This is a genomic window from Comamonas nitrativorans, from assembly GCF_042654765.1.
Classification (GTDB): domain Bacteria; phylum Pseudomonadota; class Gammaproteobacteria; order Burkholderiales; family Burkholderiaceae_C; genus Comamonas; species Comamonas nitrativorans.
The window spans coordinates 16,444-41,729 of sequence record NZ_JBHSEW010000018.1 but is presented as its reverse complement, the minus strand read 5'-3'; the positions used below and the strand labels follow the sequence as shown (position 1 = coordinate 41,729).

Annotated in this window: 23 protein-coding genes; 6 read left to right on the top strand and 17 right to left on the bottom strand. The window is 67.2% G+C overall.

Annotated elements, in window-relative coordinates; translation table 11 throughout:
• Together ACFO3A_RS15000 and priA are read left to right on the top strand one after the other, a co-directional pair.
• On the top strand, positions 1-194 hold a 194-nt coding region (locus ACFO3A_RS15000), incomplete at its 5' end, for a transposase (protein WP_377728042.1).
• 391 nt (positions 195-585) lie between these two features.
• The gene (gene priA / locus ACFO3A_RS14995; protein ID WP_377728040.1) at positions 586-2,637 is read left to right on the top strand and encodes a replication restart helicase PriA; all 2,052 of its coding nucleotides are present in this window, start codon (positions 586-588) and stop codon (positions 2,635-2,637) included.
• Positions 2,638-2,727: 90 nt separating this feature from the next.
• Here the strand turns inward: priA and ACFO3A_RS14990 are convergent, their stop codons facing one another.
• The 7 genes from ACFO3A_RS14990 to ACFO3A_RS14960 form a co-directional block, all read right to left on the bottom strand.
• Positions 2,728-3,564: a ChbG/HpnK family deacetylase gene (locus tag ACFO3A_RS14990; protein WP_377728038.1), complete on the bottom strand. Its 837-nt coding sequence runs from the start codon at positions 3,562-3,564 to the stop codon at positions 2,728-2,730.
• Complete coding sequence (locus tag ACFO3A_RS14985; RefSeq protein WP_377728035.1) at positions 3,561-3,983, bottom strand: GtrA family protein; 423 nt, start codon at positions 3,981-3,983, stop codon at positions 3,561-3,563. Before ACFO3A_RS14985 ends, ACFO3A_RS14990 begins: the two co-directional genes overlap by 4 nt.
• Positions 3,970-5,019, bottom strand: a complete 1,050-nt coding sequence (locus tag ACFO3A_RS14980) for a glycosyltransferase family 2 protein (RefSeq protein ID WP_377728032.1) — start codon at positions 5,017-5,019, stop codon at positions 3,970-3,972. Before ACFO3A_RS14980 ends, ACFO3A_RS14985 begins: the two co-directional genes overlap by 14 nt.
• 16 nt (positions 5,020-5,035) lie before the next feature.
• A complete protein-coding gene (locus tag ACFO3A_RS14975; RefSeq protein WP_377728030.1) occupies positions 5,036-6,508 on the bottom strand; it encodes a glycosyltransferase family 39 protein in 1,473 nt (490 codons plus the stop codon).
• Positions 6,509-6,571: 63 nt separating this feature from the next.
• Positions 6,572-7,525 carry an AEC family transporter gene (locus ACFO3A_RS14970; protein WP_377728028.1) on the bottom strand — a complete coding sequence of 318 codons (954 nt, stop codon included), beginning with the start codon at positions 7,523-7,525 and terminating at the stop codon, positions 6,572-6,574.
• Positions 7,526-7,543: 18 nt separating this feature from the next.
• A complete protein-coding gene (locus tag ACFO3A_RS14965; protein ID WP_377728025.1) occupies positions 7,544-7,789 on the bottom strand; it encodes a GlsB/YeaQ/YmgE family stress response membrane protein in 246 nt (81 codons plus the stop codon).
• Between the two features lie 87 nt (positions 7,790-7,876).
• A complete protein-coding gene (locus tag ACFO3A_RS14960) occupies positions 7,877-8,302 on the bottom strand; it encodes a universal stress protein (protein WP_377728021.1) in 426 nt (141 codons plus the stop codon).
• 234 nt (positions 8,303-8,536) lie between these two features.
• On the opposite strand from ACFO3A_RS14960, the gene ACFO3A_RS14955 reads away from it, so the two are divergent.
• The 4 genes from ACFO3A_RS14955 (at position 8,537) to ACFO3A_RS14940 (ending at position 15,820) form a co-directional block, all read left to right on the top strand.
• Complete coding sequence (locus ACFO3A_RS14955) at positions 8,537-10,525, top strand: TonB-dependent receptor plug domain-containing protein (protein WP_377728017.1); 1,989 nt, start codon at positions 8,537-8,539, stop codon at positions 10,523-10,525.
• Positions 10,526-10,649: 124 nt separating this feature from the next.
• Positions 10,650-14,762 (top strand): cobaltochelatase subunit CobN, encoded by a 4,113-nt coding sequence (gene cobN, locus ACFO3A_RS14950; protein ID WP_377728015.1) that lies wholly within the window; start codon positions 10,650-10,652, stop codon positions 14,760-14,762.
• A gap of 123 nt (positions 14,763-14,885) precedes the next feature.
• A complete protein-coding gene (locus ACFO3A_RS14945) occupies positions 14,886-15,440 on the top strand; it encodes a MotA/TolQ/ExbB proton channel family protein (protein WP_377728013.1) in 555 nt (184 codons plus the stop codon).
• Positions 15,437-15,820 carry a DUF2149 domain-containing protein gene (locus ACFO3A_RS14940; protein WP_377728012.1) on the top strand — a complete coding sequence of 128 codons (384 nt, stop codon included), beginning with the start codon at positions 15,437-15,439 and terminating at the stop codon, positions 15,818-15,820. The genes ACFO3A_RS14945 and ACFO3A_RS14940 overlap by 4 nt, the downstream gene beginning before the upstream one ends.
• On the opposite strand, the gene ACFO3A_RS14935 is transcribed toward ACFO3A_RS14940, so the two are convergent.
• The 10 genes from ACFO3A_RS14935 to ACFO3A_RS14890 form a co-directional block, all read right to left on the bottom strand.
• A complete protein-coding gene (locus ACFO3A_RS14935; protein ID WP_377728045.1) occupies positions 15,790-16,401 on the bottom strand; it encodes an RBBP9/YdeN family alpha/beta hydrolase in 612 nt (203 codons plus the stop codon). The two genes, ACFO3A_RS14940 and ACFO3A_RS14935, sit on opposite strands and share 31 nt — an antisense overlap.
• Before the next feature lie 23 nt (positions 16,402-16,424).
• A complete protein-coding gene (locus ACFO3A_RS14930; protein WP_377728010.1) occupies positions 16,425-17,813 on the bottom strand; it encodes an LLM class flavin-dependent oxidoreductase in 1,389 nt (462 codons plus the stop codon).
• Positions 17,814-17,877: 64 nt separating this feature from the next.
• A complete protein-coding gene (locus ACFO3A_RS14925; RefSeq protein WP_377728008.1) occupies positions 17,878-18,093 on the bottom strand; it encodes a TOBE domain-containing protein in 216 nt (71 codons plus the stop codon).
• A gap of 52 nt (positions 18,094-18,145) precedes the next feature.
• The gene (locus ACFO3A_RS14920) at positions 18,146-18,991 is read right to left on the bottom strand and encodes an ATP-binding cassette domain-containing protein (RefSeq protein ID WP_377728006.1); all 846 of its coding nucleotides are present in this window, start codon (positions 18,989-18,991) and stop codon (positions 18,146-18,148) included.
• 150 nt (positions 18,992-19,141) lie between these two features.
• Positions 19,142-19,990 (bottom strand): aliphatic sulfonate ABC transporter permease SsuC, encoded by an 849-nt coding sequence (gene ssuC, locus ACFO3A_RS14915; RefSeq protein WP_377728004.1) that lies wholly within the window; start codon positions 19,988-19,990, stop codon positions 19,142-19,144.
• Between the two features lie 16 nt (positions 19,991-20,006).
• A complete protein-coding gene (locus tag ACFO3A_RS14910) occupies positions 20,007-20,129 on the bottom strand; it encodes a hypothetical protein (protein WP_377728002.1) in 123 nt (40 codons plus the stop codon).
• 12 nt (positions 20,130-20,141) lie between these two features.
• Positions 20,142-21,104, bottom strand: a complete 963-nt coding sequence (locus ACFO3A_RS14905; protein WP_377728000.1) for a sulfonate ABC transporter substrate-binding protein — start codon at positions 21,102-21,104, stop codon at positions 20,142-20,144.
• Positions 21,105-21,240: 136 nt separating this feature from the next.
• Positions 21,241-21,831 carry an NADPH-dependent FMN reductase gene (ssuE, locus tag ACFO3A_RS14900; RefSeq protein WP_377727998.1) on the bottom strand — a complete coding sequence of 197 codons (591 nt, stop codon included), beginning with the start codon at positions 21,829-21,831 and terminating at the stop codon, positions 21,241-21,243.
• A 165-nt stretch (positions 21,832-21,996) separates the two neighbouring features.
• The gene (locus tag ACFO3A_RS14895; protein WP_377727995.1) at positions 21,997-23,850 is read right to left on the bottom strand and encodes a phosphoenolpyruvate carboxykinase (GTP); all 1,854 of its coding nucleotides are present in this window, start codon (positions 23,848-23,850) and stop codon (positions 21,997-21,999) included.
• Between the two features lie 212 nt (positions 23,851-24,062).
• Positions 24,063-25,238: a flagellin N-terminal helical domain-containing protein gene (locus tag ACFO3A_RS14890; RefSeq protein ID WP_377727993.1), complete on the bottom strand. Its 1,176-nt coding sequence runs from the start codon at positions 25,236-25,238 to the stop codon at positions 24,063-24,065.
• Positions 25,239-25,286: the final 48 nt, after the last annotated feature.

The window sequence follows — 25,286 nt, the reverse complement described above, 5'->3', positions numbered from 1 at the left end:
ATGTGACGGTGCAGATCGCCAAGCGAAGCGAGTTGCACAGCTTCAAGGTCATGCCAAAGCGCTGGGTCGTGGAGCGCAGCTTTGCGTGGCTGGAGAAGAACCGCAGGCTATGGAAGAACTGCGAGCGATGGCTTAATACCAGTTTGCAGTTCGTCCACTTGGCGTTTCTGGCTCTGCTACTCAGGAGATCGTGAACAGGTTCTAAGAACGCGCAACAACGAGTGCGGCTGTTGGCTGCCTTGCGGGCACCATGAAAAGATCGTAAACACGTTCTAACTACGGGATAATTGTCGCTAAAACCGGGGATCTGAAACGGGCCGGCCTGCTCCACTTATGCACACTTCAAGCCATCCGGGCAAGGGCTTGTCAAGCCTTAAACTCAATAGCGCCAAAGCGCGAAGATTCATTTCAACCAATTGATTTTTAATAATTTTTATTAAAAAACTGGGTTTGTAATAAATTCCTTCTCCTGTCGCCGCAGTCGTGTCGTGTGCCGTGGCAAGGAAACTTCCCACAAAGTTATCCACAGAAAAGTCCAATCTCCCCGTGACCTTGCCCGCTGGCCCTCATGTTATCCACATCGCTGTGCATACCCCTTTGCACAGCCAGGTCGGCAGCCTCCTCAGCTACACCCATGACCAGCCCTTGCCCGCAGGGACGGTGGTGCGTGTGCCTTTGGGCCAGCGGGAGCTGATGGGCGTGGCCTGGGCCGCACCCCACGCTGCGGCCCTGCCGCCGGGCGTCGTGCTGCGCCCGGTGGCCGAGGTGCTGGACGCCCTGCCGCCGCTGGATGCGGCCTGGCAGCGGCTGGTGGCCTTTGCCGCCCGCTACTACCAGCGCAGCGTGGGCGAGATCGTGCATACGGCCTTGCCCCCGGCGCTGCGCAAACTCACGGGCGAGCAGTTGAACCGCCGCCTGCACGCGAAAAAGAAACCCCAGGTGGCGACGCAGGACGCTGAAAATTCCGTAGCGCTTACCGCAGAGCAGGTCAGCGTTTGCCAGCAGATTGCACAACACCCCGGCCCCTTCCTGCTGTACGGCAGCACCGGCAGCGGCAAGACCGAGGTGTACCTGCACAGCGTCGCCCAGGCGCTGCAGGCCGACCCGCAGGCCCAGGCGCTGGTGCTGGTGCCCGAGATCAACCTCACCCCCCAGCTGCTGGCGCGGTTCGAGCGCCGCTTTGTGCCCCGGTTCGGCCCCCAGGCGGTGGTCAGCCTGCACAGCGGCCTGACCGAAGCGCAGCGCCTGAAGCACTGGCTGGCCGCGCATACCGGGCAGGCCCGCATCGTGCTGGGCACGCGCATGGCGGTACTGGCCAGCCTGCCGGGGCTGAAGGTCGTCGTCGTCGACGAGGAGCATGACCCCAGCTTCAAACAGGAAGAAGGGGCGCGTTACTCGGCCCGCGACCTGGCCCTGTGGCGCGGGCGCGATGCCGGGGCCAAAGTCATCCTGGGCAGCGCCACCCCGTCGCTGGAAAGCTGGTACGCCTGCCAGCAAGGCCGCTACCAGCGCCTGGACATGCCCAGCCGGGTGGCGGCGGCGGCCCTGCCGGCCGTGCATCTGGTCAATCTGCGCCAGCAGCCGAAATCGACGGTCTTCGCCCCGGCGCTGCTGCAGGCGATCACCGAGCGCATCCAGCGCGGCGAGCAAAGCCTGGTGCTGCTCAACCGCCGGGGCTTTGCCCCGGTGCTGTGGTGCGGCAACTGCGGCTGGAAAAGCGACTGCCCCCATTGCAGCGCCCACCAGGTGTTCCACAAAGGCGAACGGCGGCTGCGCTGCCACCATTGCAGCGCCAGCCAGGCCGTGCCCCGGTGCTGCCCGCAATGCGGCAACCCGGACATCCTGGCCCTGGGCCACGGCACCGAGCAATTGCAGGAGGCGCTGGCGCAGCAGCTGCGCAACGTGCTGCGCCCGGACGGGCAGCCCGCCCGCATCGCCCGCATGGATGCCGACACCACCCAGGGCGCCGGCCAGTTGCAGGAGCAGCTGGCGCAAATCCACGACGGCAGCGTCGATGTGCTGGTGGGCACGCAAATGGTGGCCAAGGGACACGACTTTCGCCGCATGACCCTGGTCGCCGCCGTGGCCCCCGATGCGGCGCTGATGAGCAGCGACTTTCGCGCCCCCGAGCGCCTGTTTGCCCTGCTCATGCAGGCAGCGGGCCGCGCCGGGCGCGATGCCGCCTTCATGCGCCAGCAGGGCAGCCAGGCGCAGATGTGGATTCAGACCCACCAGCCGGAACATGCCCTCTACCAAGCCTTGCAGCACCACGACTACCCCGGCTTTGCCCGGCAGCAGTTGCAGGAGCGCCAGCAGGCCGGGATGCCGCCCTTCGTCTTTCAGGCCCTGGTGCGCTCGGATGCGAAAACGCAGGACGATGCGCAAAAATTTTTGCACGCCGCCGCACAGCAGGCCCGGCAGCTGCCCGCGCTGGCCGGGGTGTTCATCTACCCGCCCATCCCCCTGGCCATGCAACGGGTCGCCAACGTGGAACGCGCCCAGATGCTGATCGAGGCGCCCAGCCGCAGCGCCCTGCAAAAATTTTTGCACGCCTGGCAGCCGCTGCTGCACCAGGTCCGGCAGCAGCACCGGGCGGTGGTGCGCTGGCTGATCGACGTGGACCCGCAGAATCTGTAATTTTTATCAATAAGAGAGCTGTTACCGCTGATATTTCAATGATTTCAGATATAAAAATACCTGAAGTCGTTTATTTATCTGCGGAAACAGCTATTGATTTATAGGCAATTGCGCCCCTTGGTGGATATGCCAGCCGCCCGCCTGCAAATCCGCCACAAAGTCGTCGCCCAGCAGATAGGCGCACTCCCTGGGCCGTTGCTGGCCGATGGCGTCGCCCTCCACCACCCCGGCGGCCGGGTGGCACATGATCAGGCTGCCCGGCTGCACCTGGCGCAGCCACGACTGCATGTGCTGGCGGTAGGCGGCGGGCGTGGGCGCGTCGAAACCGTAGACCCCGGCAAAGCCGTGGTTCAGCGCCAACCCCGCATGGCGCCACAAGCGGGTGGCGGCCCAGCCGCCCAGGGCGGCGATGATGCAGGCTTTGGCATACGACCACAGCCACCCTGCCGGGGCGGTGGAGCGCAGCCAGGGCCGTTCGTGCGCGGCATAGCGGGCAGTGATTTCGGCCAGCAGCGCCTGACGCACGCCGGGCAGCTGGTGGACGTGCTGGTGGCCGTCGATAAAGTCCGGCGGCGTGCCCATGGCGGCCTCGAAGGCGTCGAGCTGTTCGCGCCAGACGGCCTGCCACTGCGCCTGCGTCCAGCGGCCCAGGTAGGCCTGGGCAATGGCCTGCTTCAGGGTCAGCGCCCGGTACATCCCGCCGTGGCTTTCCGTCAGGTTGAAGTGCAGGCCCACGGCCAGATGCGGGCGCAGCGGCTTCAAGTCCTGCGCCGCCGTGTGCCAGCGCGGCGATGTCGCCATGCAGCTGGTGGCGCTGATGCGGCCCTTGCTGGCCAGTTGCAGCACGGCGTGGTCGATGAGCGGGTGCAGGGCGTAATCGTCCACGCACAGCAGGATGGGGCGGGTGGTGGCGGCAGTGGCTGTCATGCAGGGTGGCGGGCCTTGAAGGCCCAGAATTTGCTCAGGATGAAAGTGCCGACGGCCACCAGCACCAGGATGCCCGCCTGGCTCCAGAAGTAATGCCAGTGCAGGCGGTGCAGCGCGATGGCATAGAACAGCTCGTTCACCCCGAAGGACAGGCAGGCCACGGCAAAAAACCGCGCTGCCGACGCCCAGCCTTGCGGCTGGGCGTCGGCAAAGGTGAGCAGCGCATGGCCGTGGTAGCTGACGGCAAAGGCCGTCAGGAACGCCAGCACATTGGCCGCCAGCGGCGCCATGCCCGTGACCGCCACCAGCACGCCGACCGCCAGCAAATGCGTCGCAGCCGCAGCGCCCCCCACCACGATAAATCGTAGCGCCTGCGGCAATGCCAGCAAGCGCTGAAGCAGGTTTTTATACAGATTCATCGCGCCAGGGACTACGGTCTTCATCGCGGGCCACGAGGTAGCTGGGCCGCTGCTTGACCTCGTCGTAGATGCGGCCAATGTATTCGCCCAGGATGCCGATGGACATCAGTTGCACGCCGGAGAACAGCATGATGCTGGCCGCCAGCGTGGGCCAGCCGTTCAGGTCGGAGCCGAACAGCAGCGTCTCCACGGTAATCCAGCCGCCGTACAGCAAGGCGGCCAGCGCCACCAGGGCGCCGATGACGCTCCACACCCGCAGCGGCAGGGTGGTGAACGAGGTCAGCCCCAGCAGCGCCAGCGAACCCAGGCGGCGCAGGTTGAAGCTGGAAGCGCCCGCCGCCCGATCCAGCGGCACAAAGGGCAGCGCCGCCGTCTTGAAGCCGACCCAGGCGTACAGCCCTTTCATGAAGCGGTGGCGCTCGGGCAGAGCCTTCAAGGCATCGGCCACCTTGCGGTCGAGCCAGCGGAAATCCCCGGCGTTGGGCGGCAGCTTGACCGCGTTGCCGGAGTTCATGATGCGGTAGAACAACTGGGTGCCCATGCGCTTGGCACCGCTTTCCGCCCCCCGGTCGGCAATCACGCCGTAGACCATGTCGTAGCCGCCCAGCCATAGGTCGTGCATTTGCGCCAGCAGCTCCAGCGGATGCTGGAAGTCGGCGTCGATCAGCAGCACGGCATTGCCCCGCGCGTGGTCGATGCCCGCCGACAGCGCCGCCTCCTTGCCGAAGTTGCGGGACAGGGCGATGTAACGCAGCGGCAAGCCGCTGGTTTCCACCAGATGCAGGGCCACGTCGTGCGTGCCGTCCCGACTGCCGTCGTTGACGATGAGGATCTCGAAATCCGCCGTCAGTTGGCCCACCGCTTCGGCCAGCGCCGGCACGAAGCGGGGCAGGTTCACCTCTTCGTTGTAGGCCGGCACAACGCAAGACAAGCGCAGCGGCCCGCGCGGCAGCGCGGGCCGCGGAGCGGCCGGGGCATATTCGGCATAGAAGTCCGCAGGAGGTGCGGCAGGCGAGGCAGGGGGCATGTCCGTCATGGGGGCAGATTGTCGCTTACCGCGCACAGGCCGCAGGCACGTAGGCCCGCCAATGCAGCACCCAGGGCTGGCCGTTGAACGGCCAGGCCAGTTCCCACTGGCCACTGTGCCAGGGGCCGTCCTGGGGCAAGCCGTCCATTGGGGCCGGTGGGGCGGGTGTTTGGCCGTCCTGCCACAGCCAAAGTACGCCGCGCGTTTGCAGGCGTTCCAGGCTCACCCAGGGGGAAAAGCGGGCATCGTGGTTGATGAGGACGGAGGGGCCGGAGGCCTGCGCCGTCGTCACCAGGGCGGTCAGCCAGTAATCGCCCGCCACCACGTCCAGGGGGCAGGTACTCACGGCATCCCAGGTGCGCTGGGCCTGCGCGGCCAGGGCCGCCTGGGGCCAGTCGGTGCGTGACGGGCGCTGGCGCCACTGGGCGCCGTAGGCCAGAAACACGTCCGTCAGCAGCGTGATCAGCACCAGCCACACGGCCAGCCCGCGCAGCAGGGGCCGCTGCGCCGCCGGCAGCCACGCCTGCGGCCACACGGCCATCAGCAGCAGGCCGCTGAAGGCCCACATCGGCATCCCCCACATATCGTGGACGCCCAGCCCGGTCACCAGCCCCAGCACCGTGACCAGCAGACCCGAGCCCAGCGCCACGGTCAGCACATAGCCGGGCCAGGCCGTCTGCCAGCGCCATCGGCCCTGCCCGGGGGCGGCCCGCCGCGCCCGCCAGGCAGCAACGGCGGCGATCACCGCCAGCGGCAGGTGGTTGAGCCATTGGGTGAGCAGGAAATCGATGGCAGCGCGGGTCGGATGACTGCTGGAGCGACTGCTGGCATAGGTCAGCGGCAGCCAGTCGTTGCGCACCAGCCAGGCCAGATGCGGCGCGAAAATCGCCAGCCCCAAGACCACGGCCAGCCACGGCCCGCTCTGGCGCAGCACGTGGCGCTGCGCCGCCAGCAGGTACAGCCCCTGCACGATGAGCAGGATCGCCACGGAATACTTGGTCAGCATTCCCACCCCGGCCCACAGCCCCCACAGCAGCCATTGGCGCCTGCGCCCGTCCTGCAGGGCCGCCAGCAGGCTGTGCCCCAGGCCCGCCCAGATCGGCATTTGTGCAATGTTGTGGTTGAACTCCAGCGCCGGGCGCGTGTAATAGACCACCGCCATGGTCAGCAGGGCGGCCAGCAGGGCACGCTGCCGATCGACCAGCCGCAACGCCGTGCGCCAGACCAGGTACAGCGTGGCGGCAATGCACAACTGGCTCAACAAAAACGGCCCGGACTGGCCGAACACCCGGTAAAAACCATGCAGCACCCAGGGCGCCAGGGGCGGATGCTTGTAATAGCCCCATTGCCATTCGCGGCCCCAGGACAGGCTCTCGGCCACATCCAGGGGGAAGCTGCTGGTCAGCAGCGGCGGCAGCACCGACCACGCAGCGATATAGAGCAGCGCCCACGCGGCAATGGGGCGCCAGGCGAGGGCCGGAGGAGAGGTCGGGGGCATGGGGGCAGCGGAGAGGGGCAACAAAGCCGCCGATTGTAGGAAGGCTGGGCTGAACCGCCCGTCTCACTCGCCCGTCAGCCAGGCCACCGCGGCCGAAAAGCTCAGAAACGCCAGGGCGGTACTCACCAGGATGATGCGGGCCACGCGCCCGCCGTGGGCGTCGAAGCGCTCGGCCAGCAGCGAGACATTGCTGGCGCTGGGCAGCGCCGCCGTCAGCACCAGGGCAATGACGGTCGGACGCGAAAGCGGCCAGCCCGCCGCCAGCGCCGCCTGGCAGGCCAGCCAGATCAGCACCGGGTGCAGCACCAGCTTGACCAGCGCCAGCGGCACGTAGTGGCGCGGGGCCACCTGCTCGGACTGGTTGATCTGCGAACGCGCCAGCACCGCGCCGATGGTGAACAGCGCCACGGGCGAGGCCGCATCGGCCAGCATGGCAATGGTTTTGTCCACCGGCCCGGGCAGTTGCCAGTGCAGGGCCGAGGCCACCGCGCCCAGGCCGATCGCCCAGGGCAGGGGATTGACCAGCACGCCCTTGAACGCCATGCGCAGGGCACGCCCGGCGCTGCCCCCGCCCAGCCCCAGGCGCGACAGGGCAATGCACAGCGAGGTGGTGACCACCATGTCCAGCGCAATCGTCATGATGACCGGCCCGGCACTGGCCGCCCCCAGCAGCGCCACCAGCAGCGGCACTCCCATGAAGCCGGAATTGGGAAAGGCCGTGACCAACGCGCCGAAGGCCGCATCGTTCCAGCCCCAGCGGCGCAGGGTGGCGGCCACCGTCCCGGCAATGAGCAGCAGGCCGGCAAACAGGTAAATGGCCGCCGCCACCGGATCGAGCAGCTGCCCGATCGGGGTGCTGGCCCCGAAGCGGAACAACATGCACGGCAGCGCAAAAAACAGCACGAAGCTGTTCAGGCCGCCGATCGCCGTCAGCGGCAGCACCCGCGCCTGCGTGGCGACATAGCCGCACAGCACCAGGGCGAAAAAGGGAAAGGTAACGGTCAGGACGGCCAGCACGGCGGTAAAAAATAGCGCTTATTTTTTCCTGACCTGCTCGAACACGAACAGCAGCACCACGGCGCCGATGACCGAGGCAATCCACCCGGCCGACGAGCCTGCCGGGTACAAGCCCAGGGCCGCACCGCCATAGCCGGCCGCCAGGGAGCCGCCAATGCCCAGCAGGGTGGTCAGGATGAAGCCCAGCTTTTGCGTGCCCGGCATGACGGCCCGGGCGATCAGCCCCACGATAAAGCCGACGACGATGGTGACGATGATGCCCATGGCGATTCCTTGAAAATGGATGACAAAAACGGCCACGAATTGTGGCCGTTTTTACGGTGCGCCCAGAAGGACAAAGGTGAAGAATCTTTAGCGGATCAGCATCACCGGCACGCTGCAGTTGGCCAGCACCTGGGTGCTGACCGAGCCCATCACCAGCCGCCCCAGCGCCCCGTGGCCGTGGGTGCCCATGATGATGAGGTCGTACTTGCCCTCTTCGGCCACGCGGGCGATGACTTCGCCTGCCGGGCCGATTTCGAGCTGCTCCTTGGGGGTGATGCCGCTTTGCTCCAGGTATTTGCGCACGGGGTCCAGCACTTTGGCACCTTCTTCGCTGTAGTACTCGTCGAGCATTTCCTTGCTCAGCACCGCGCGGGCACGCGGAGGCATGGCAGGCATGACCGTCAGGGCCGTAAAGCTGTTGCGCCCGGCGCTGATCAGCTCGTCATGGGCGCCCAGGTAGGCCAGCATTTTTTTGGTGTAGGGGCTGCCATCGACAGCCAGCAAGATTTTCATGGTCATTCTCCCTGTGGTGGGCAGCGCACGATGCCTGTCCTGGGCAAATCATAAGCTTACTTTCTCTACCGGCATCTTCCGACCCCGGCGCTGCCCGGCAGGCGGTCAACGGCGTGGCGCCTTCCGGCCAGCGTTGCATTTTGCCGCTGGCCCTTGTGCGCAAGCAAGACATTCCGGGGAAGAAAACCTGTGTGATAATTTGAATAGGAACTATTTCTATTTATATTCAATCTCATGCCGCTTACCATCTCTCCCCCTCCCCGCACCCATGCTCTCGCACGCCGGCCTGTCGCCCTGGCGGCCTTGCTGTTTTTCGGCACGGCCCATGCGGCCGATGACGTCCTCCTGGCGCAAGCGCCCTCGCACACGCTGCAAGCCGTGACCGTTACGGCCACCATGACCGAGCAGGACGCCCGCACCGCGCCCGCCAGCGTGACGGTGGTGACCGAGGAGGAACTGGCCCAGCGCAACGCTGCCAACCTGCTGGATGCCGTGCGCGGCACGCCGGGGGTGACCTTCCAGGGCCGGCAGGTGGGCGGGCGCAAGACGCTGGCGCTGCGCGGCATGGAAGGCAAGCACACGCTGACGCTGATCGACGGGCGGCGCATCAGCGCCAGCGACGACGTGATCGGCCACTCCGACTACCAGTACGGCTGGCTGCCCATGGCGGCGGTGGAGCGGGTGGAGATCATCCGTGGCCCGCTGTCGGCGCTGTACGGTTCCGAGGCGCTGGGCGGGGTCATCAACCTGATCACGAAAAAGCCCAAGGACCGCTGGATGGCCTCGATCGGCCTGTCCGGTGCGACGGGGCTGGATTCGGATACGGCGGCGGACGCCTTGCGCACCTCGGTCTACGCCGCCGGCCCGCTGGGCGAGAAATTCAATCTGGCCATCAACGCGGAAAAGTCCTACCAGGGCAGCACCGTGCTGCCGGAAGACCGTGCCCAGTCCGAAATCGAGGGCAGCCGCACGCGCAGCCTGGGCCTGACCGCCAGCTGGCAGCCCGTGGCCGGGCATGAAGTGGAGTTCGGCGTACAGGACGGTCTGGAAAAACGCAATTCCGACGACTACAACGGCACCAGCAAAAAGTATTACCACAACCGCTACGAACTGGATCGCAAGCAAAAGCATGTGAGCTGGAATGCCGACTGGGGCAACGACTGGCGCAGCCAGTTGCGGGCCTACCGCAGCGACATCGGCATCCGCAACTTCCGCAACAACGGCGTGGCCGCCACGCGCCCGCAGGACATGCGCGACAGCGTGATCGACGGCCATGCCACCACGCGCTGGGGCAGCCACCAGATCACCGTGGGCGGCGAGTGGCGCAAGGAGGAACTGGTCAATGCCGGGCTGAAAAATGGCCGCGACGAGGCCACGCACAAGGCGCTGTTCGTGCAGGACGAGTTCGCCCTGGGCCAGAACCTGATGGCCACGCTGGGTCTGCGCGGCGACCACCATGAAATCTTTGGTTCCGAAGTCAGCCCCCGCGCCTATCTGGTCTGGGAAGCCAGCCCGAACCTGGTCGTCAAGGGCGGCTACGGCCATGCCTTCAAGGCGCCCACGCTCAAGCAGATTTCGCCCAACTATGTCGGGGCGGAAGGGCCTCACTCCTTCCTGGGCAATGCTGACATCCAGCCCGAGACCTCGAACACCTTCGAGCTGGGCGCCAACTGGCAGGCGATGCCCCAATTGGCGCTGCGGGCCACGGTGTTCCATACCGAGGTGAAAGACCTCATTACCTACCGCCTGCTCAGCATTGATCCCACCACCATTCCACCACGTAGAACTTACCAGTACGACAACGTGGACGCGGCCCGCATCCAGGGGCTGGAAGCCGGTTTCACCTGGGACATCGCCCCGCGCCTGCAATGGAACAACGACGCCACCTGGCTGCACACCCGCGACAAGACCACGGGCAAGCAGCTGAACGACCGCCCGCGCGTGGCGTGGAACTCCAACCTGGTATGGCAGGTGCAGCAATGGCGTACCCAGCTGGGTGCGGAAACCACCGGCAAGCAGCAAAGCGCGGGCGGCGATCTGCCCGCCTACACGCTGTGGAACGCCAGCGTGGGCCGCGCCTGGAAGCTGGGCGGCGAGCGCCAACTGCATATAAGTACCGGCATCCAGAACCTGGGCAACGTGCGGATGCAGGAGGAGTCGCCCAACTTCGGCTGGGCCGAGCAGGGGCGGCGCTTCTTCGTCAATGCGCGGATGGATTTCTAATCTGAAAACAATAGCTTCTTCCGCTTGTTAAATATGGATTTCAGATAGTTTTCTATCTGAAATCCTTTATTTGTCTGCGGAACAAGCTATCGGTAACTATCAATACGGTGTTGGTCTGGCTGTGATGAAAAAATTTTTCCAATTCTGGTGGTTCTGGCTGCTGGCGCTGGGCTGCGGCGCGGCCTGGGCGCAGCAGCCCGGTGCGTTGCCAGCGCCTGCTTCGCAGTCGCAACAGCCGCCGCTGTCGGTGCTGTTCATCGCCACCGGCAACGTTCCGGCAGGCAAGTTCCGCCAACTGGCCGAGATTGCCGCGCCCTATGGCGTGCAGGTGCAGGCCCGGTTCCTGCACCGCATCCCCAAGAACAGCGACGCCGGGCTGTGGCAGGGGCACGATGCGGTGTTCATCGACAGTTACCTGATCGATGAAGTGCGCGAACACCTCGCCCCCGCCCTGCCCCACCTGACGCAGCCGCACATGTGGCTGTACGGCCCGCAGGCCCGGGCCACGGGCCTGCCCGATGCGGTAGCGCAGCCGCTGCACCAGTTCTACGTGAACGGCGGGCGGCAGAACTTCGAGGGCTTTTTCGCCACCTTGAGCGCCCATCTGCGCGGCCAGCCGCCGCCGCAGATCGCCGCGCCGGTGATCTACCCCAAGGCCGCCATCTACCACCCGCAAGCGCCGCAGCAGGTGTTTGCCACCGCGCAGGACTATTTCGCCTGGAAGGGCGTGAACCCCGCCGCCCCGCGCGACCAGCGCCCGGCCATCGTCGGGCTGGCGCTGCACCAGCAGTACATCGCCTCCATCCAGACCGACTTCATCGACGACACCATCGCCCGCATCGAGGCCGGCGGCGCCATCGCCCTGCCCTTCTACACGCCGATGATGGAACCCAAGGGCTTCACCCGGCTGTTGCAGGACGCGGCGGGCCGCCCGCTGGTGGACGTGCTGATCACCACGCAGATCATGCTCAACGCCGAAGACCGGCGCAGCGAATTTGCCGACCTGGGCGTGCCCGTGCTGCAAGCCATGCCCTACCGGCGCGGCGAACCGGCGGACTGGGAAAAAGACCCGCACGGCGTGGCGCTGATGGACGTGCCCTTCTACCTGGCCCAGCCCGAATACGCGGGCGTGACCGACATCCAGGTGGCCGCCGCCACGCGCAAGAGCGACGACCAGATCGTCGCCATCGCCCCGCAGGCCCAGGCCGTGGTGAACAAGGCCGTGCGGCTGGCGAAACTGCAAAGCACGCCCAACGCCGACAAGCAGGTGGCGGTGATGTTCTGGAACTACCCGCCGGGGGAGAAGAACCTCTCGGCCTCGTTCCTCAACGTGCCGCGCAGCCTGCGCCGCGTGCTGGACGGGATGCAGGAAGCGGGCTACGACACCTCGACGCCGCAGGAAGAAGCGCTGATCGAACAGCTCCAGCAACTGCTGGCCCCCGCCTACCGCGAAGGCCGCTTGCAGCCCCTGCTGCAAGCCGGGCTGGCCGAGCTGCTGCCGCTGGCCGACTACCGTGCCTGGCTGAGGCAACTGCCCGACGCCACGCAGGCCGCGCTGAACACAGCCTGGGGCGACCCGGCGCAGTCGCGCATGATCGTGCGCCGGGGCGGGCAGGACTTTTTCGTCATCCCGCGCCTGCAACTGGGCAAGGTCAGCATCCTGCCGCAGCCGCCGCGCTCCGACGGGCAGGTGGACAAGGAGAAGGCCATCTACCACTCCACCACCGCCCTGCCGTCGCACTCCTACTTCGCCACCTACCTGTGGACGCGCCAGCACGCCGATGCGCTCGTCCACTTCGGCACCCACGGCACGCAGGAATGGCTGCCGGGCAAGGAGCGCGGCCTGTCGGTGTACGACCCGCCGCTCTTGGCGCTGGGCGACATCCCCGTGGCCTACCCCTACATTGCCGACAACATCGGCGAAGCCACCCAGGCCAAGCGCCGGGGCCGCGCCACCATCGTCAGCCACCAGACGCCGCCGTTTGCCCCCGGCGGCCTGCACGAGGCGCTGACGCACATGCACGACCTGCTGCACCAGTGGCTGGCGCAGGACGCAGGCGCGGTGAAAGAGCGCATCGCCTTCGACCTGCTGGCCGCCGCGCAGAAAGAGCGGGTGATTGCCGACCTGGGCCTGACCTTGCCCCAAGTGCAGGCCGACTTTGGCGGCTTCGTCGCCACCTTGCACGACCACCTGCACGAGCTGGCGCAAACCGCCCAGCCGCAAGGGCTGCACACCTTCGGCCAGGCGCCCGAAGAACTGCACCGCCTGGGCACCGTGCTGCTGATGCTGGGCCAGGACTTCTGGGAAGCCGCCGCCGCGCACGCCGGCGTGCCGCCGCAAGATGTGGACGAAGCCCTGATCGGCCCCTGGGAAACGCTGGCGCAGACCGTGCCCTACCAGCTCCTGCAACGCCACGTCGTGCAGGGCGAAAGCCTGGATGCCTTGCCCCAGGCGCTGCAACAATCCTTGCAGCAGGCCCGCACCGCCTACGCCAGCCTGGGCGCACAGGGCGAAATCGCCGGGCTGCTGGCCGTGCTGGACGGCCAGTACCTGCCCACCTCCTACGGCGGCGACCCGATCAAGAACCCGGACGCCTACCCCACGGGCCGCAACCTGTATGGCTTCGACCCCTCGCGCGTGCCCACCAGACAGGCGTGGGAAGCGGGCAAGCAGGCCGCCGAGAACCTGATTGCCGAACACATCAAGCTGCACGGCCAGGCGCCCGAAAAACTCACCTTCAGCCTGTGGTCGGTGGAAACCATGCGCCACTTCGGCCTGCTGGAAGCGCAGGCGCTGTGGCTGCTGGGCGTCGAACCGGTGTGGGACGACGGCGGGCGCGTCACCGGCGTGCAACTGGTGCCGCGCGAACAATTGGGCCGCCCGCGCGTGGACGTGGTGCTGTCGGCCACCGGCCTGTACCGCGACCACTTCCCCAACGTCATGAAGCAACTGGCCCAGGCCGCGCTGCTGGCCAGCAATGCCAGGGACGAAGCCGACAACCCCGTGGCCCGCAATGCCCGGCGCATTGCCCAGCAACTTGTTGCCCAGGGGGCCGATGCGCAGGTGGCCGCCCAGGCCGGGGCCACGCGCATCTTTGCCTCGGCCAGCGGCAGCTACGGCACCGGCCTGGACGATGCCGTGCTGGCCACCGACACCTGGCAGGGCAAGGAAGAAGGCGACCGCAAGCTGGCGCAGCTTTACCTGTCGAAAATGCAGTACGCCTACGGCCCCGATGAAAAGCAATGGGGCCAGGCAGGCGTGGCCGGGCTGGAGGGCCGCCAGGGCGTGAACCTGTACGCCGAACACCTCAAGGGCACGCAGGGCGCGGTGCTGTCGCGCAGCTCCAACCTGTACGGGATGCTGACCACGGACGACCCCTTCCAGTACCTGGGCGGCATCGCCCTGGCCGTGCGCCATCTGGACGGCAAGGCGCCCGAGCTGTACATCAGCAACCTGCGCGGCAACGGCGCAGGCCGGGTCGAAGGCGCAGCGCAGTTCCTGGCCAAGGAGCTGGCCACGCGCCAGTTCCACCCCGGCTATATCCAGGGGCTGATGAAGGAAGGCTATGCCGGCACGCTGCAAGTGCTGGATGCCACCAACAACTTCTGGGGCTGGACGGCGGTGGCCCGCGAAATCGTGCGCGACGACCAGTGGCAGGAAATGGTCGATGTCTACGTGCGCGACAAGCACCAGCTGGGCCTGAAAAAGTGGTTTGAGCAGCAGAACCCCCACGCCCTGGCGCAGACCGTGGAGCGGATGCTGGAAGCCGCCCGCCAGGGCTACTGGCAGACCGACGCTGCCACCGTGCAGGAGCTGAAGGAGCGCTGGCAGGATTTGTCCCAGCGCTTTGACGTGCGCACCGACAACGCCGCCTTTGCCGCCATGGTCGGGGCCAGCGCCCAGCCCGGAGCCGGCTTTGGCATGGCCGCACCCGGCGCTGCACCCACGGCGGCGGCGCCCCAGGGCGCCCAAACGGCCCGCTCCTTGCCCGCACCGCCTGCTGCCGCGCCGGAAGCACCCGAACCGCCCGCCGCAGAACCGCCCCCGGCGCCGGAGCTACCGCCCGAACCGGAGCCGGAGCCAGAACCCCCGCCCGTCAGCGGCGTGCTGCTGCAACCCGTCACCGCACCGGATGCGCCGGACGGCCTGCCCTGGCGCCATCTGGCCCTGGGGCTGGCCCTGGCCGCCATCACCGCCGGGGGCGCATGGCGGCAGCGGCGCAAGGCGATAGCGTGAAAAAACAATAGCATCTACCGCTAGCAAAACAAGGATTTAAGAAATATAAATCCTTGAAATCGTTTGAATACCAGCGGTAGCCGCTCCCAAATCAATACCTTTACTGCTCAAGGAGTTCTCCCCATGACCAATCCGATCGAAACGACGATGTACGACATCAGTCAGTTCTTCCTCTACCCCGTGCTGCTGGCGATTGCCGCGCTGTTCGTCCACGCCTTCTACGCCCTGGGCGCCTTTGCCTGGCAGGCGTGGCAGCGTGCCCAGGGCAAGCCGGCGGGCTTCGAACTGCACGCCGTGCGCCGGGCCGACCCCTACCTCGATCTGGTGGCGCTGGAAAGCCTGGCCGTCAAACGCCTGGAATTTGCCCGCATCGCTACCCGCGTGGCGCCCATGCTGGGGCTGGTGGCAACCATGATTCCCATGGGCCCGGCGCTGAAAGCCCTGGCCGACGGCGCCTTGCAGGATGTCTCGCGCAGCCTGATGGTGGCGTTTTCGGCGGTGATTCTGGCGCTGCTGTCGGCGGCCATCAGCTTCACCGTGGTGAACGTGCGCAAGCGCTGGTACTCCGTCGATCTGGCCGCCATCGAGGCGGAATGGATGGCCGCAGCCCACAGCGCCCCCAAAGCGCCGCCCGCGGCTGCCGTCACGCCGATCCAGAAGCAGGAAGCCGCCGCATGAGCTACGCCCACCCGCCCGCCGAACCCATCGCGCACAACGCCACCGCCCAGGCCACCCGCCGCCGCCTGCTGGAGGACAGCGACGAGGACGATCCCATCCTCTCGGTGGTGAACCTGATCGACGTGTTCCTGGTCATCATCGCCGCCCTGCTGCTGGCCGTGGCGCAAAGCCCGGCCAACCCGTTCACCGCCGAGCAGGTCACGGTCATCAAGAACCCGGGCAAGGAGAACATGGAAGTCATCATCAAGGACGGCACCAAGATCGAGCATTACAAGGCCAGCGGCGAGATCGGCGAAGGCCAGGGCGCCAAGGCTGGCGTCGCCTACAAGATGAAGGACGGCACCATGGTCTACGTGCCCGAGGCCGGAGTGGCGCAGTAAGCCCCGGCCGTCACCTCTTCCACCAGGGCGTGCAGCAGCGCCAGCCCCAGCGGCCATTCGCCGTGGCCGCTGGCGATGTTGATGTGCCCGGCGTTTTGCAGGCTGACGAATTCGCTGCCCCAGCCCCGGGCATAGGCACCGGCCAAACGGATGGAGCAGTACGGGTCGTCCCGGCTGGCAACGACGATGCTGCGGTAAGGCAGCGTATGGCTGGGCGCGGGGGCAAAGTCGTTCAGCACCGCGCGGCGTTCCGGGTTGGCCGGGGCCACCAGCAGCGCGGCCCGCACGCGGGCGGCGGCCTGCGGCCCCAGGTGGACGGTGGCCAGGCAGCCCAGGCTGTGCGCCACGATGACCACCGGATGCGGCGCGGCCAGCACGGTGCGCTCCAGCTGCCCGACCCAGGCCGCGCGGGTGGGCGTGACCCAGTCGTCCTGCTCCACGCGCCGGGCCTGGGGCAGGCGCTCGGCCCACAGGCTTTGCCAGTGGCCGGGGCCGCTGCCGCGCCAGCCGGGGACGATGATGATGGAGACGTTGGCGGCATTCGCCGCCGCTGGCGCAGGGATGTCGGGCGTTGTCGTCATGTCGGCGGCTGCTGGCAGTGTGTTCATGCCGTTGCCGGGGCCGGCACGGCGGGTGCGGTCTGCGGGCGGCCCGATGCGCGGAACTGCGCCGGGTGGGCGGGCCGGGGCAGGCCCAGGTGTTCGCGCAGGGTGCGGCCCTGGTAGGCGGTGCGGAACAGTCCCCGGCGTTGCAGTTCGGGAATCACCAGGGCCACGAAGTCCTGCAAGTCGTAGGGCAGCGTGGGGGCCATGATGTTGAAACCGTCCGCCGCGCCGGTGGTGAACCAATGCTCCAGTTCGTCGGCAATGCTTTGCGGCGTGCCCACCACCGTCCAGTGACCACGGGCAGTCGCCACACGCTGGTAGAGCTGGCGCAGAGTGAGGTTTTCGCGCCGCGCCAGGTTCAGGAACAGCGCCTGGCGGCTTTGCCAGCCTTCGGTGGGCGGCAGCTCGGGCACCGGGCCATCCAGCGGATAGGCGGAAAAGTCGAAGCCGCCGACGAAGCTGGAGAGCAGGCCCAGGCCCACCGCAGGGTCGATCAGCGCCTGCAAACGGTCGTATTTCTCCTGGGCCTCGGCCTGGGTGCGGCCCACCACGGGGGAGACGCCGGGCAGGATTTTCAAGGCATCGGGGCTGCGGCCCTGCGCGGGCAGGCGGTCTTTCAGGCTGCGGTAGAAGGCGCGGGCATCCTCCACCGACTGGTGGGCGGTAAAGACCAGCTCGGCCGTGGCGGCGGCCAGCTCCTGCCCGTCCTCGGACGAGCCGGCCTGCACCATCACCGGGTAGCCCTGGGGCGGGCGCTGGCTTTGCAAGGCGCCCTGCACGCGGTAGTGTCGGCCCTGGTGGTCCAGCCGGTGCAGCTTGGCGGGGTCGAAGTAGCGGCCCGCCTGCTGGTCGAGCAGCAGGGCGTCGTCCTCGAAGCTGTCCCACAGCCCCTTGACCACGTCCACGTATTCCCGCGCCCGTTCGTAGCGCTGGGCGTGGGCCAGTTGCTGTTCCAGGCCGAAGATGCGGGCCTCGTGGTCGGAGCCGGAAGTCACCAGATTCCAGCCAGCGCGGCCCGCACTCAGGTGGTCGAGCGAGGCCAGCTTGCGGGCCAGGTGGTAGGGCGGCAGGTAGGTGGTGGAGACGGTGCCGACCAGGCCGATGCGCTCGGTCACGCCCGCCAGCGCGGCCAGCAGGGCCAGCGGCTCGAACTGGTGCGGCGGGGCGTTGCGCGACAAGAGGTCGGCGCTGCTGCCGGGCAGGCCCATGGTGTCGGCGCTGAAGATGGCGTCGAACAGCCCCGCCTCGGCAATGCGGGCCAGTTGCTGGTAGTGCTGCAAGCGCAGCGCGGCAGAGGGATCGACATCGGGGTGGCGCCAGGCGGCGACGTGGTGGCCCACGCCGAACAGGAAGGCGCCAAGGTGCAGTTGGCGGGGTGCGGTGCGCATGGGGGACTGCCTTTCTCGAAAAAAGAGCCGTGCAGGTGCGGGCGGCGGCAGGCCGCCCTGCGGCCTACAGCTTGGCGATGGAGACTTCGGTGGATTTGACGAGGGCGACGACGTCCGAGCCGATGGCCAGGTTCAACTCGTCCACCGAACGGGTGGTGATGACCGAGGTGACGATGCCCCAGGGCGTTTCCACGTCGATTTCCGAGACGACATCGCCCCGGATGATTTCGCGCACCTTGCCTTTGAACTGGTTGCGCACGTTGATGGCTTGAATGGACATGGTTTTCTCCTTGAAAAGTCCGTTGCAGAAAGGAATGGAAAAAGTGCGGCCCTCAGACGGCCCAGCGCAGGCCGTGCGCGGGCGTGCCGGGCCAGGGGTCGGCGCTGTCCTGCGGCCCAGTGGGTGTTGTCGGCGCGGCGGGTTTTTGCAGCACGCGCTCCAGAATGCGCTGCTCCAGGGCGGCAAAGGCGGCGTCGTGGATGCGCGGGCGCGGCAGGTCGATGCGCTGGTCGAGGGCAATGCGCCCGTCCTCGATCAGCACCACGCGGTCGGCCAGGGCCACGGCCTCCTGCACGTCGTGCGTCACCAGCAGGGCGGTAAAGCCGCTGGCCTGCCACAGGGATTCGATCAGGCGGTGCATCTCGATGCGGGTGAGCGCATCCAGCGCCCCCAGCGGCTCGTCCAGCAGCAACAGGCGCGGCTGGTGTACCAGCGCCCGGGCCAGGGCCACGCGCTGGCGCTGGCCGCCGGACAGGCGGGCCGGCCATTCGTCCTGGCGCTCGGCCAGGCCCACACGCTCCAGCACCTGGGCAGCCGCCGGGCGCTGGTCGGGGGGCAAGCCCAGGGCCACGTTGTCCAGCACGCGCCGCCAGGGCAGCAGCCGGGCGTCCTGGAACATGATGCGGGTGCTGTCCGACAGGCCGGTCAGGGGCGCACCGTCCAGTTGCACGCTGCCGCTGCTGGCCTGTTCCAGCCCGGCCACCAGGCGCAGCAGCGTGCTTTTGCCGCAGCCGCTGCGGCCCACGATGGCGACGAACTCGCCCGGCGCAATGTGCAACTGCGTCTGGTGCAGCACCTCGCGCTGGCCGTAGCGCTTGCCCAGGCCGAGCAAATCCAGGCGTGCGCCGCCGGGGCTGTGCGAACCGGCGGGAAGGGGGGATGTGTTTTTTTGAGTCAAAGCGGCCTCCGGGCGCTTCTTGGCAAAGCGCCGATAGCTATTGATAAAGGTGCTGTTTCCGCAGTTGAATAAACGATTTCAGATATGAAAGATGCTGAAATTCTTTATTTATCGGCAGTAAAAGCTATCAAAATGAAGTTGATTAAGGCGCTAGTGCTGATAGCCGGGATGCCAGCGCAGCCACCAGCGTTCCAGGGCGCGGGCAAAGCCGTCGGCCAGCTTGCCCAGCAGGGCGTACAACAGGATGCCCACCAGCACGATGTCGGTCTGCAGGAACTCGCGGGCGTTCATCGTCAGGTAGCCGATGCCGGCCTGGGCAGAGATCGTCTCGGCCACGATCAGGATCACCCACATCAGCCCCAGCGAAAAGCGCAGCCCCACCAGGATGGACGACAGTGCGCCGGGCAGCACGATCTGGCGGTACAGCTGCCAGCGCGACAGGCCGTAGGCCCGGCCCATTTCGATCAACCCCGGATCGACGCCCCGGATGCCGTGGAAGGTGTTCAGGTAGATGGGAAAGAACACCGACACGGCGATGAGGAACAGCTTGGCCGCCTCGTCGATGCCGAACCACAGGATGACCAGCGGAATCAGCGCCAGCGCCGGAATGTTGCGGGCCATCTGGATGCTGGTGTCCAGCAGCGTCTCTGCCGGGCGCACCGAGCCGGTGAGCAGGCCCAGCGCCAGGCCCAGCCCGCCGCCAATGGCCAGCCCGGTCAGGGCGCGGACGGTGCTGACCTGCACATGCGCCCACAGCTCGCCGGAGGCGGCCAGCGCCCAGGCCGCGTGCAGCACGTCCAGCGGGGCGGGCAATACCCGGCTGGACAGCCAGCCCCAGTGGGCCGCGCCCTGCCACAAGGCCAGCAGCGCCAGGGGCAGCAGCCAGGGCAGCAGCTTGCGGAAGGCATTGCGCAAAACCGCCTGGGCCGCAGCAGGCCGGATCGGGGCGGCCAGGGCAGAGGACGACAGCGTCTGCCCGGTGAGGGTGGGAATCGGCATGAACAACCTCCGGCAATCAGTAGGAAATGGCGAAATGCAGGCCGCGCAGCGGCTGGCGCAGCCCCCAGGCGCGGGCCGTGGTGTCCAGCAGGGATTGCAGGCGCGGGGGCAAGGGGAGGGGCAAAGTAGCGGTGTGCATGGCGTGGCTCCTTCAGACCGGCGCGGCCTGGCGCAGGTCGAGTTTTTTCGGGATCAGCTTCAGGTCGAAGAAGGTGTCGGCAATGCTTTGCTGCTCGGCCAGAATCTCCGGCGTCACCGGCACCACGCCCAGGGGCGAGCGTTGCAGGTGCAGTGCGGTAATGGCCGGCTCCAGGCCCAGCACGGCTGCCAGCTCCTGCGCCGCCGCATCCCGGTGCTGCCCGGCCCAGGCTTCGATGGCGTTCACCTCTTCGATGGCAATGCGCAGCACGTCGGCGTTCTGGGTGGCGAAGTGGCGCGAGGTGAAGTAGTACCCCCGGTTGTTCACCACCCCCGTGGCATCGGCCAGCACCCGTGCGCCCAGGGTGTGCTGCGCTGCGGCCAGGAAAGGATCCCAGATCGCCCAGGCGTCCACCGCGCCGCGCTCGAACGCGGCCCGCGCGTCGGCGGGGGCCAGAAAGACCGATTGCACGTCGCCATAGCGCAGGCCGTGCTGCTCCAGCAGCTTGACCAGGAAGTAATGCACGTTCGAGCCTTTGTTGTAGGCCACGCGCCTGCCCCTGAGGTCGACCACCGTGCGGATGGGCGAGTGCTGCGGCACCACCACCGCCTCCAGCGCCGGGCGCGGCACCGAGGCACCGGCATACACCAGGGGCGCACCGGCGGCCTGGGCGAAGATGGGCGGCGCTTCGCCCACGTTGCCGAAGTCGATGGAGCCGACGTTCAGCGCCTCCAGCTGCACCGGCCCGGCGGTGAATTCCGCCCAGGTCACCTGCACGCCCAGCGGGGCCAGGCGCTGCTCCAGCGTGCCGCGCTGTTTGAGGATGGACAGCCAGCCTTTTTGATAGCCAATCCGCAGCGTGCGGCGGCCCGATTGCGCCCAGGCAGCGCGGCCTGCGCCCAGGGTGGCGGCGGCAGCCAGCCCGGCGACGACGAACTGGCGGCGGGTGGAAGAAGAAAACGGGGAAGAAGTCATACAAGCTCCGATAAGGGGTGGGCGGCGCGTGGGCAAAGCTGCGCCCTTGCCGCGCACGCGGGTTCTGAAAAAAGGGGGGGAAAAGGAAAGGCGCGGGCCGCAATGGCCCCCGTGCCAAGCGTTCGTCAGGCGTGCATCAAACGCTACATCGCACCTGTGCGAACGGCACCGGGGCGAAGGCGGCAGCCGGGTCCGGCACGGGGCGCAGGGCGTCGGTGATCAGCGTGTCCACGGCATCGTCCAGGCGGGCGGCGATGTCCGACCCCACGGTGTACGGGCCTTGTGCAGTGGCGGTGATCTGGGCATCGCTGGCATAAATGCCCGGCAGGATGTGGCGGGCCGCCAGCGACTGCAACACGGGCCGCAGCGCGTAATCCAGCGCCAGCATGTGGTGCGGACTGCCGCCGGTGGCCAGCGGCAGCACCGTCTTGCCCTGCAAGGCGGTTTGCGGCAGCAAATCCAGAAAGACTTTCAGCAACCCGCTGTACGCCGCCTTGTACACCGGCGTGGCCACCACCAGCACCCGGGCTGCGGCCACCTGGGCAGCGGCCCGGGCAATGTCGGGGTGCCGGGTATCGGCCAGCAGCAGCGCCTGGGCGGCCAGATTACGCAGAGGAAGGTGCTGCACCGGCGCCCCCCGCGCTTGCAGGCGCTGACCGGCGGCATCGAGCAGGGCGGCGGAGCGGGAGTGGAGCGAAGGACTGGCGGCAATCAGCAGGACGGGCATGGCGGGTTCCAGGGGTTTCTTGTAGTGACTGGGTGAATACGTGGAACGCATTCTGGAAGCCATTGCTTAAAACTGGAACCAATATGTTCTTAGTTTTTAATTACTCAAACATCTAAAAACCCGCCGAAGCGGGTTTTCTGGATGCCCGCCTGCGCGGGCAGGACATCACCCCGCCAGCCGCTGTGCCAGCGCCTGCCGGGCCTGCTCCAGTGCCGCAGGCAGGCGCTCGCCCAGCTTGGCGAAATGCTCGGCGTGCGACTCCAGTTCCTGCGCCCAGGCGCTGCTGTCCAGGCTGGTGACGCTGGCAAATTGTTCAGCGCTGAAATCCAGCCCCTGCCAGTGCAGATCGTCATAGCGCGGGGCGATGCCGAAGGCGGTTTCCGTGCCGCCCGCCTGGCCTTGCAGACGTTGCAGCAGCCAATGCAGCACGCGCATGTTCTCGCCGTAGCCGGGCCAGACGAACTTGCCGTCCGCGCCCTTGCGGAACCAGTTCACGCAGTAGATGCGCGGCAGGGCGGCGCCTTGCGCCTGGAGTTGTGCGCCCAGGTCCAGCCAGTGCTGGAAGTAGTCGCCCATGTGGTAGCCGCAGAAGGGCAGCATGGCAAACGGGTCGCGGCGCACCACGCCCTGCTGGCCGAAGGCAGCCGCCGTGGTTTCGCTGCCCATGGTGGCGGCCATGTAGACGCCTTCGACCCAGTTGCGGGCCTCGGTCGCCAGCGGCACGGTGCTGGAGCGCCGCCCGCCGAAGATGAAGGCGTCGATCTTCACGCCCCGGGGGTCGTCCCAGGCCGGGTCGAGCACCGGGTTGTTCGTCGCCGCGACGGTGAAGCGGGCGTTGGGGTGGGCGGCCTTGGCCCCGGTTTCCCTGGCAATGGCGGGCGTCCAGTCGCGGCCCTGCCAGTCGATCAGGTGCGCGGGCAGTTCGCCGCCGTGGTCGGCTTCCAGCCCTTCCCACCAGACGTCGCCGTCGTCGGTCAGCGCCACGTTGGTGAAGATCACGTCGCGGTGCAGGCTGTCCATGCAGTTGGGGTTGGTCTGCTGGTTGGTGCCGGGGGCCACGCCGAAGTAGCCCGCTTCGGGGTTGATGGCCCGCAGGCTGCCGTCGGCCTGGGGCTGAATCCAGGCGATGTCGTCGCCCACGGTGGTGACGCTCCAGCCCGCGAAACCCTCGGGCGGCACCAGCATGGAGAAGTTGGTCTTGCCGCAGGCGCTGGGGAAGGCCGCGGCCACATGGTGCTTGACGCCCTGGGGATTGGTCACGCCCAGGATGAGCATGTGTTCGGCCAGCCAGCCCTGGTCCTGCCCCATCTTGGAGGCAATGCGCAGCGCCAGGCACTTCTTGCCCAGCAGGGCGTTGCCGCCGTAGCCGGAGCCATAGCTCCAGATTTCGCGCGTTTCGGGGAAGTGGACGATGTATTTCGTCGTCGGGTTGCAGGGCCAGGCGGTGGCATCGGTTTGGCCCTCGGCCAGCGGTGCGCCGACGGTGTGCATGCAGGGCACGAAGGGGCCATCGGCCCCCAGCACGTCGTACACGGCGCGGCCCATGCGTGTCATCAGCCGCATGTTCACGGCGACGTAGGCGCTGTCGGTCAGCTCCACGCCGATCTGCGCAATCGGGCTGCCCAGCGGCCCCATCGAGAACGGAATCACGTACAGGGTGCGCCCGCGCATGCAGCCGGCAAACAGCGGCTGCAAGGTGGAGCGCATGGCCTCCGGGGCCATCCAGTTGTTGGTGGGGCCGGCGTCGGCCTCGCGCTCGGAGCAGATGAAGGTGCGGTCTTCCACCCGCGCCACGTCGGACGGGTCGGTGCGGGCCAGGTAGCTGTCCGGGCGCTTGGCCGGGTTCAGGCGGGTGAACGTACCGGCATCGACCAGCTGCTGGCACAGCGCGTCGTACTCCTGCTGGCTGCCATCGCACCAGTGGATGGATTGGGGCTGGCACAGGGCAACCATGTCGGCAATCCAGGCAATCAGGCCGGTGTGTTGCACATGGGGGGGGACGTTCAAATCCAAAGGCATCGTGAGAATCTCCTGTTTCGCGCGTTTGTGTAATAAGTTGAGGTTGGCGGCCATCCTAGGAAGCGGCGGGAGGGTGCACCAGCGGGCTTTCCGCAATAAAAAAAGCAGCCTGAGGATAAGCTGCTTTGACTTTGGGGTTAGCCCCCTTTGGTCAAGGATGCTCTGCATACACCGTCGCGCCGCCTGCATCGCGGCACTCGGGCAGAACATCCCTAGCGCAACAAGGCCAGCGTCCAGCGCCCCGACTGGTTGGCCTGGGCCTGCATGGCAAAACCCATGTGCTGCAGGATCATGGCGCGGCTCTGGTTGGAGATTTCCTTGGCCAAGTCGGCATCCACCATGCGCCCCCGGGCGGCGGAGGTGTTTTCGTGCGCGATGTCGATGTTCTGGATGGCCGTTTCAAACCGGTTCTGCACCGCCCCCAGGCTGGCGCGGGAGCTGCTGACCTTGTCGATGGCGCTGTCGATGCGCTGCAATGCCTCCCACGCGCCGGACTGGGTACTCAAGTCCATGCCGCGCAAGCCCTGGGTCTGCCGGGCCTGGCCCTGGGCGGCGAAGTCGTTGCTGCCGCTGGCGGCAACGGCCACATTGGCGGGGTCTTGCCCGGGGTCGACGGTGGCGCGGTATTCGATGCTGCTGCCGTCCTCACCGACAAAAGCGGTCACGCCCGAGGCTTCGCTGTTCTTGTTGATGGCCTGCACGAACTTGCCCAGGGCCTCGTCCCCGGTCAATTCGCTGTCCTGCTGCATCACGGTGGAGTAATTTTTGCCGTCCGCACCGGTGACGGTCACCGTCACATCCCCGGCGGCCAGGTCTGCCTGCAGATGGGATTTTTTGGCGTCGTCCACGGCCACCGTGGCGCTGGCGTAGGTGCTTTGCCCCAGGGCGTCGGCCTGGGTGTTGGCCATACCGCCGACGGTGACGCTGTCCCCGGCTCGCGGGCCGACCTGGAAGGTGGCGGCGCCAAAGCTGCCATCGAGCAGTTTCTGCCCGTTGAAGCGGGTGGTCTTGGCGACGCGATCGACCTCGCCGGTGAGCTGGTCAAACTCTTTCTGCAATGCCTGGCGGTCGGCGCTGTTCAGCGTGCCGTTGCCCGCCTGCACGGCCAGTTCGCGCATCCGTTGCAGGCTGTCGCTGGTCTTGGACAGCGCCCCGTCGGCGGTTTGCGCCAGCGAGATGCCGTCCGAGGTATCGCGGGCCACCTGGCTCAGGCCCCGGATATTGCCCAGAAAGCGCTCGGCAATGGACATGCCGGCGGCATCGTCCCTGGCGCTGTTGATGCGCATCCCCGACGACAGGCGCTGCATCGCCGTGGACAGCAGGTGGCTGGATTTGTAGAGGTTGGATTGCGAGAACAACGCCAGGGTGCTGGTATTAATGCCGGTCATGGTGCTGCCTCCTTGTGCAGAAAGGGGCGCGATACCCTCGCGCCATTG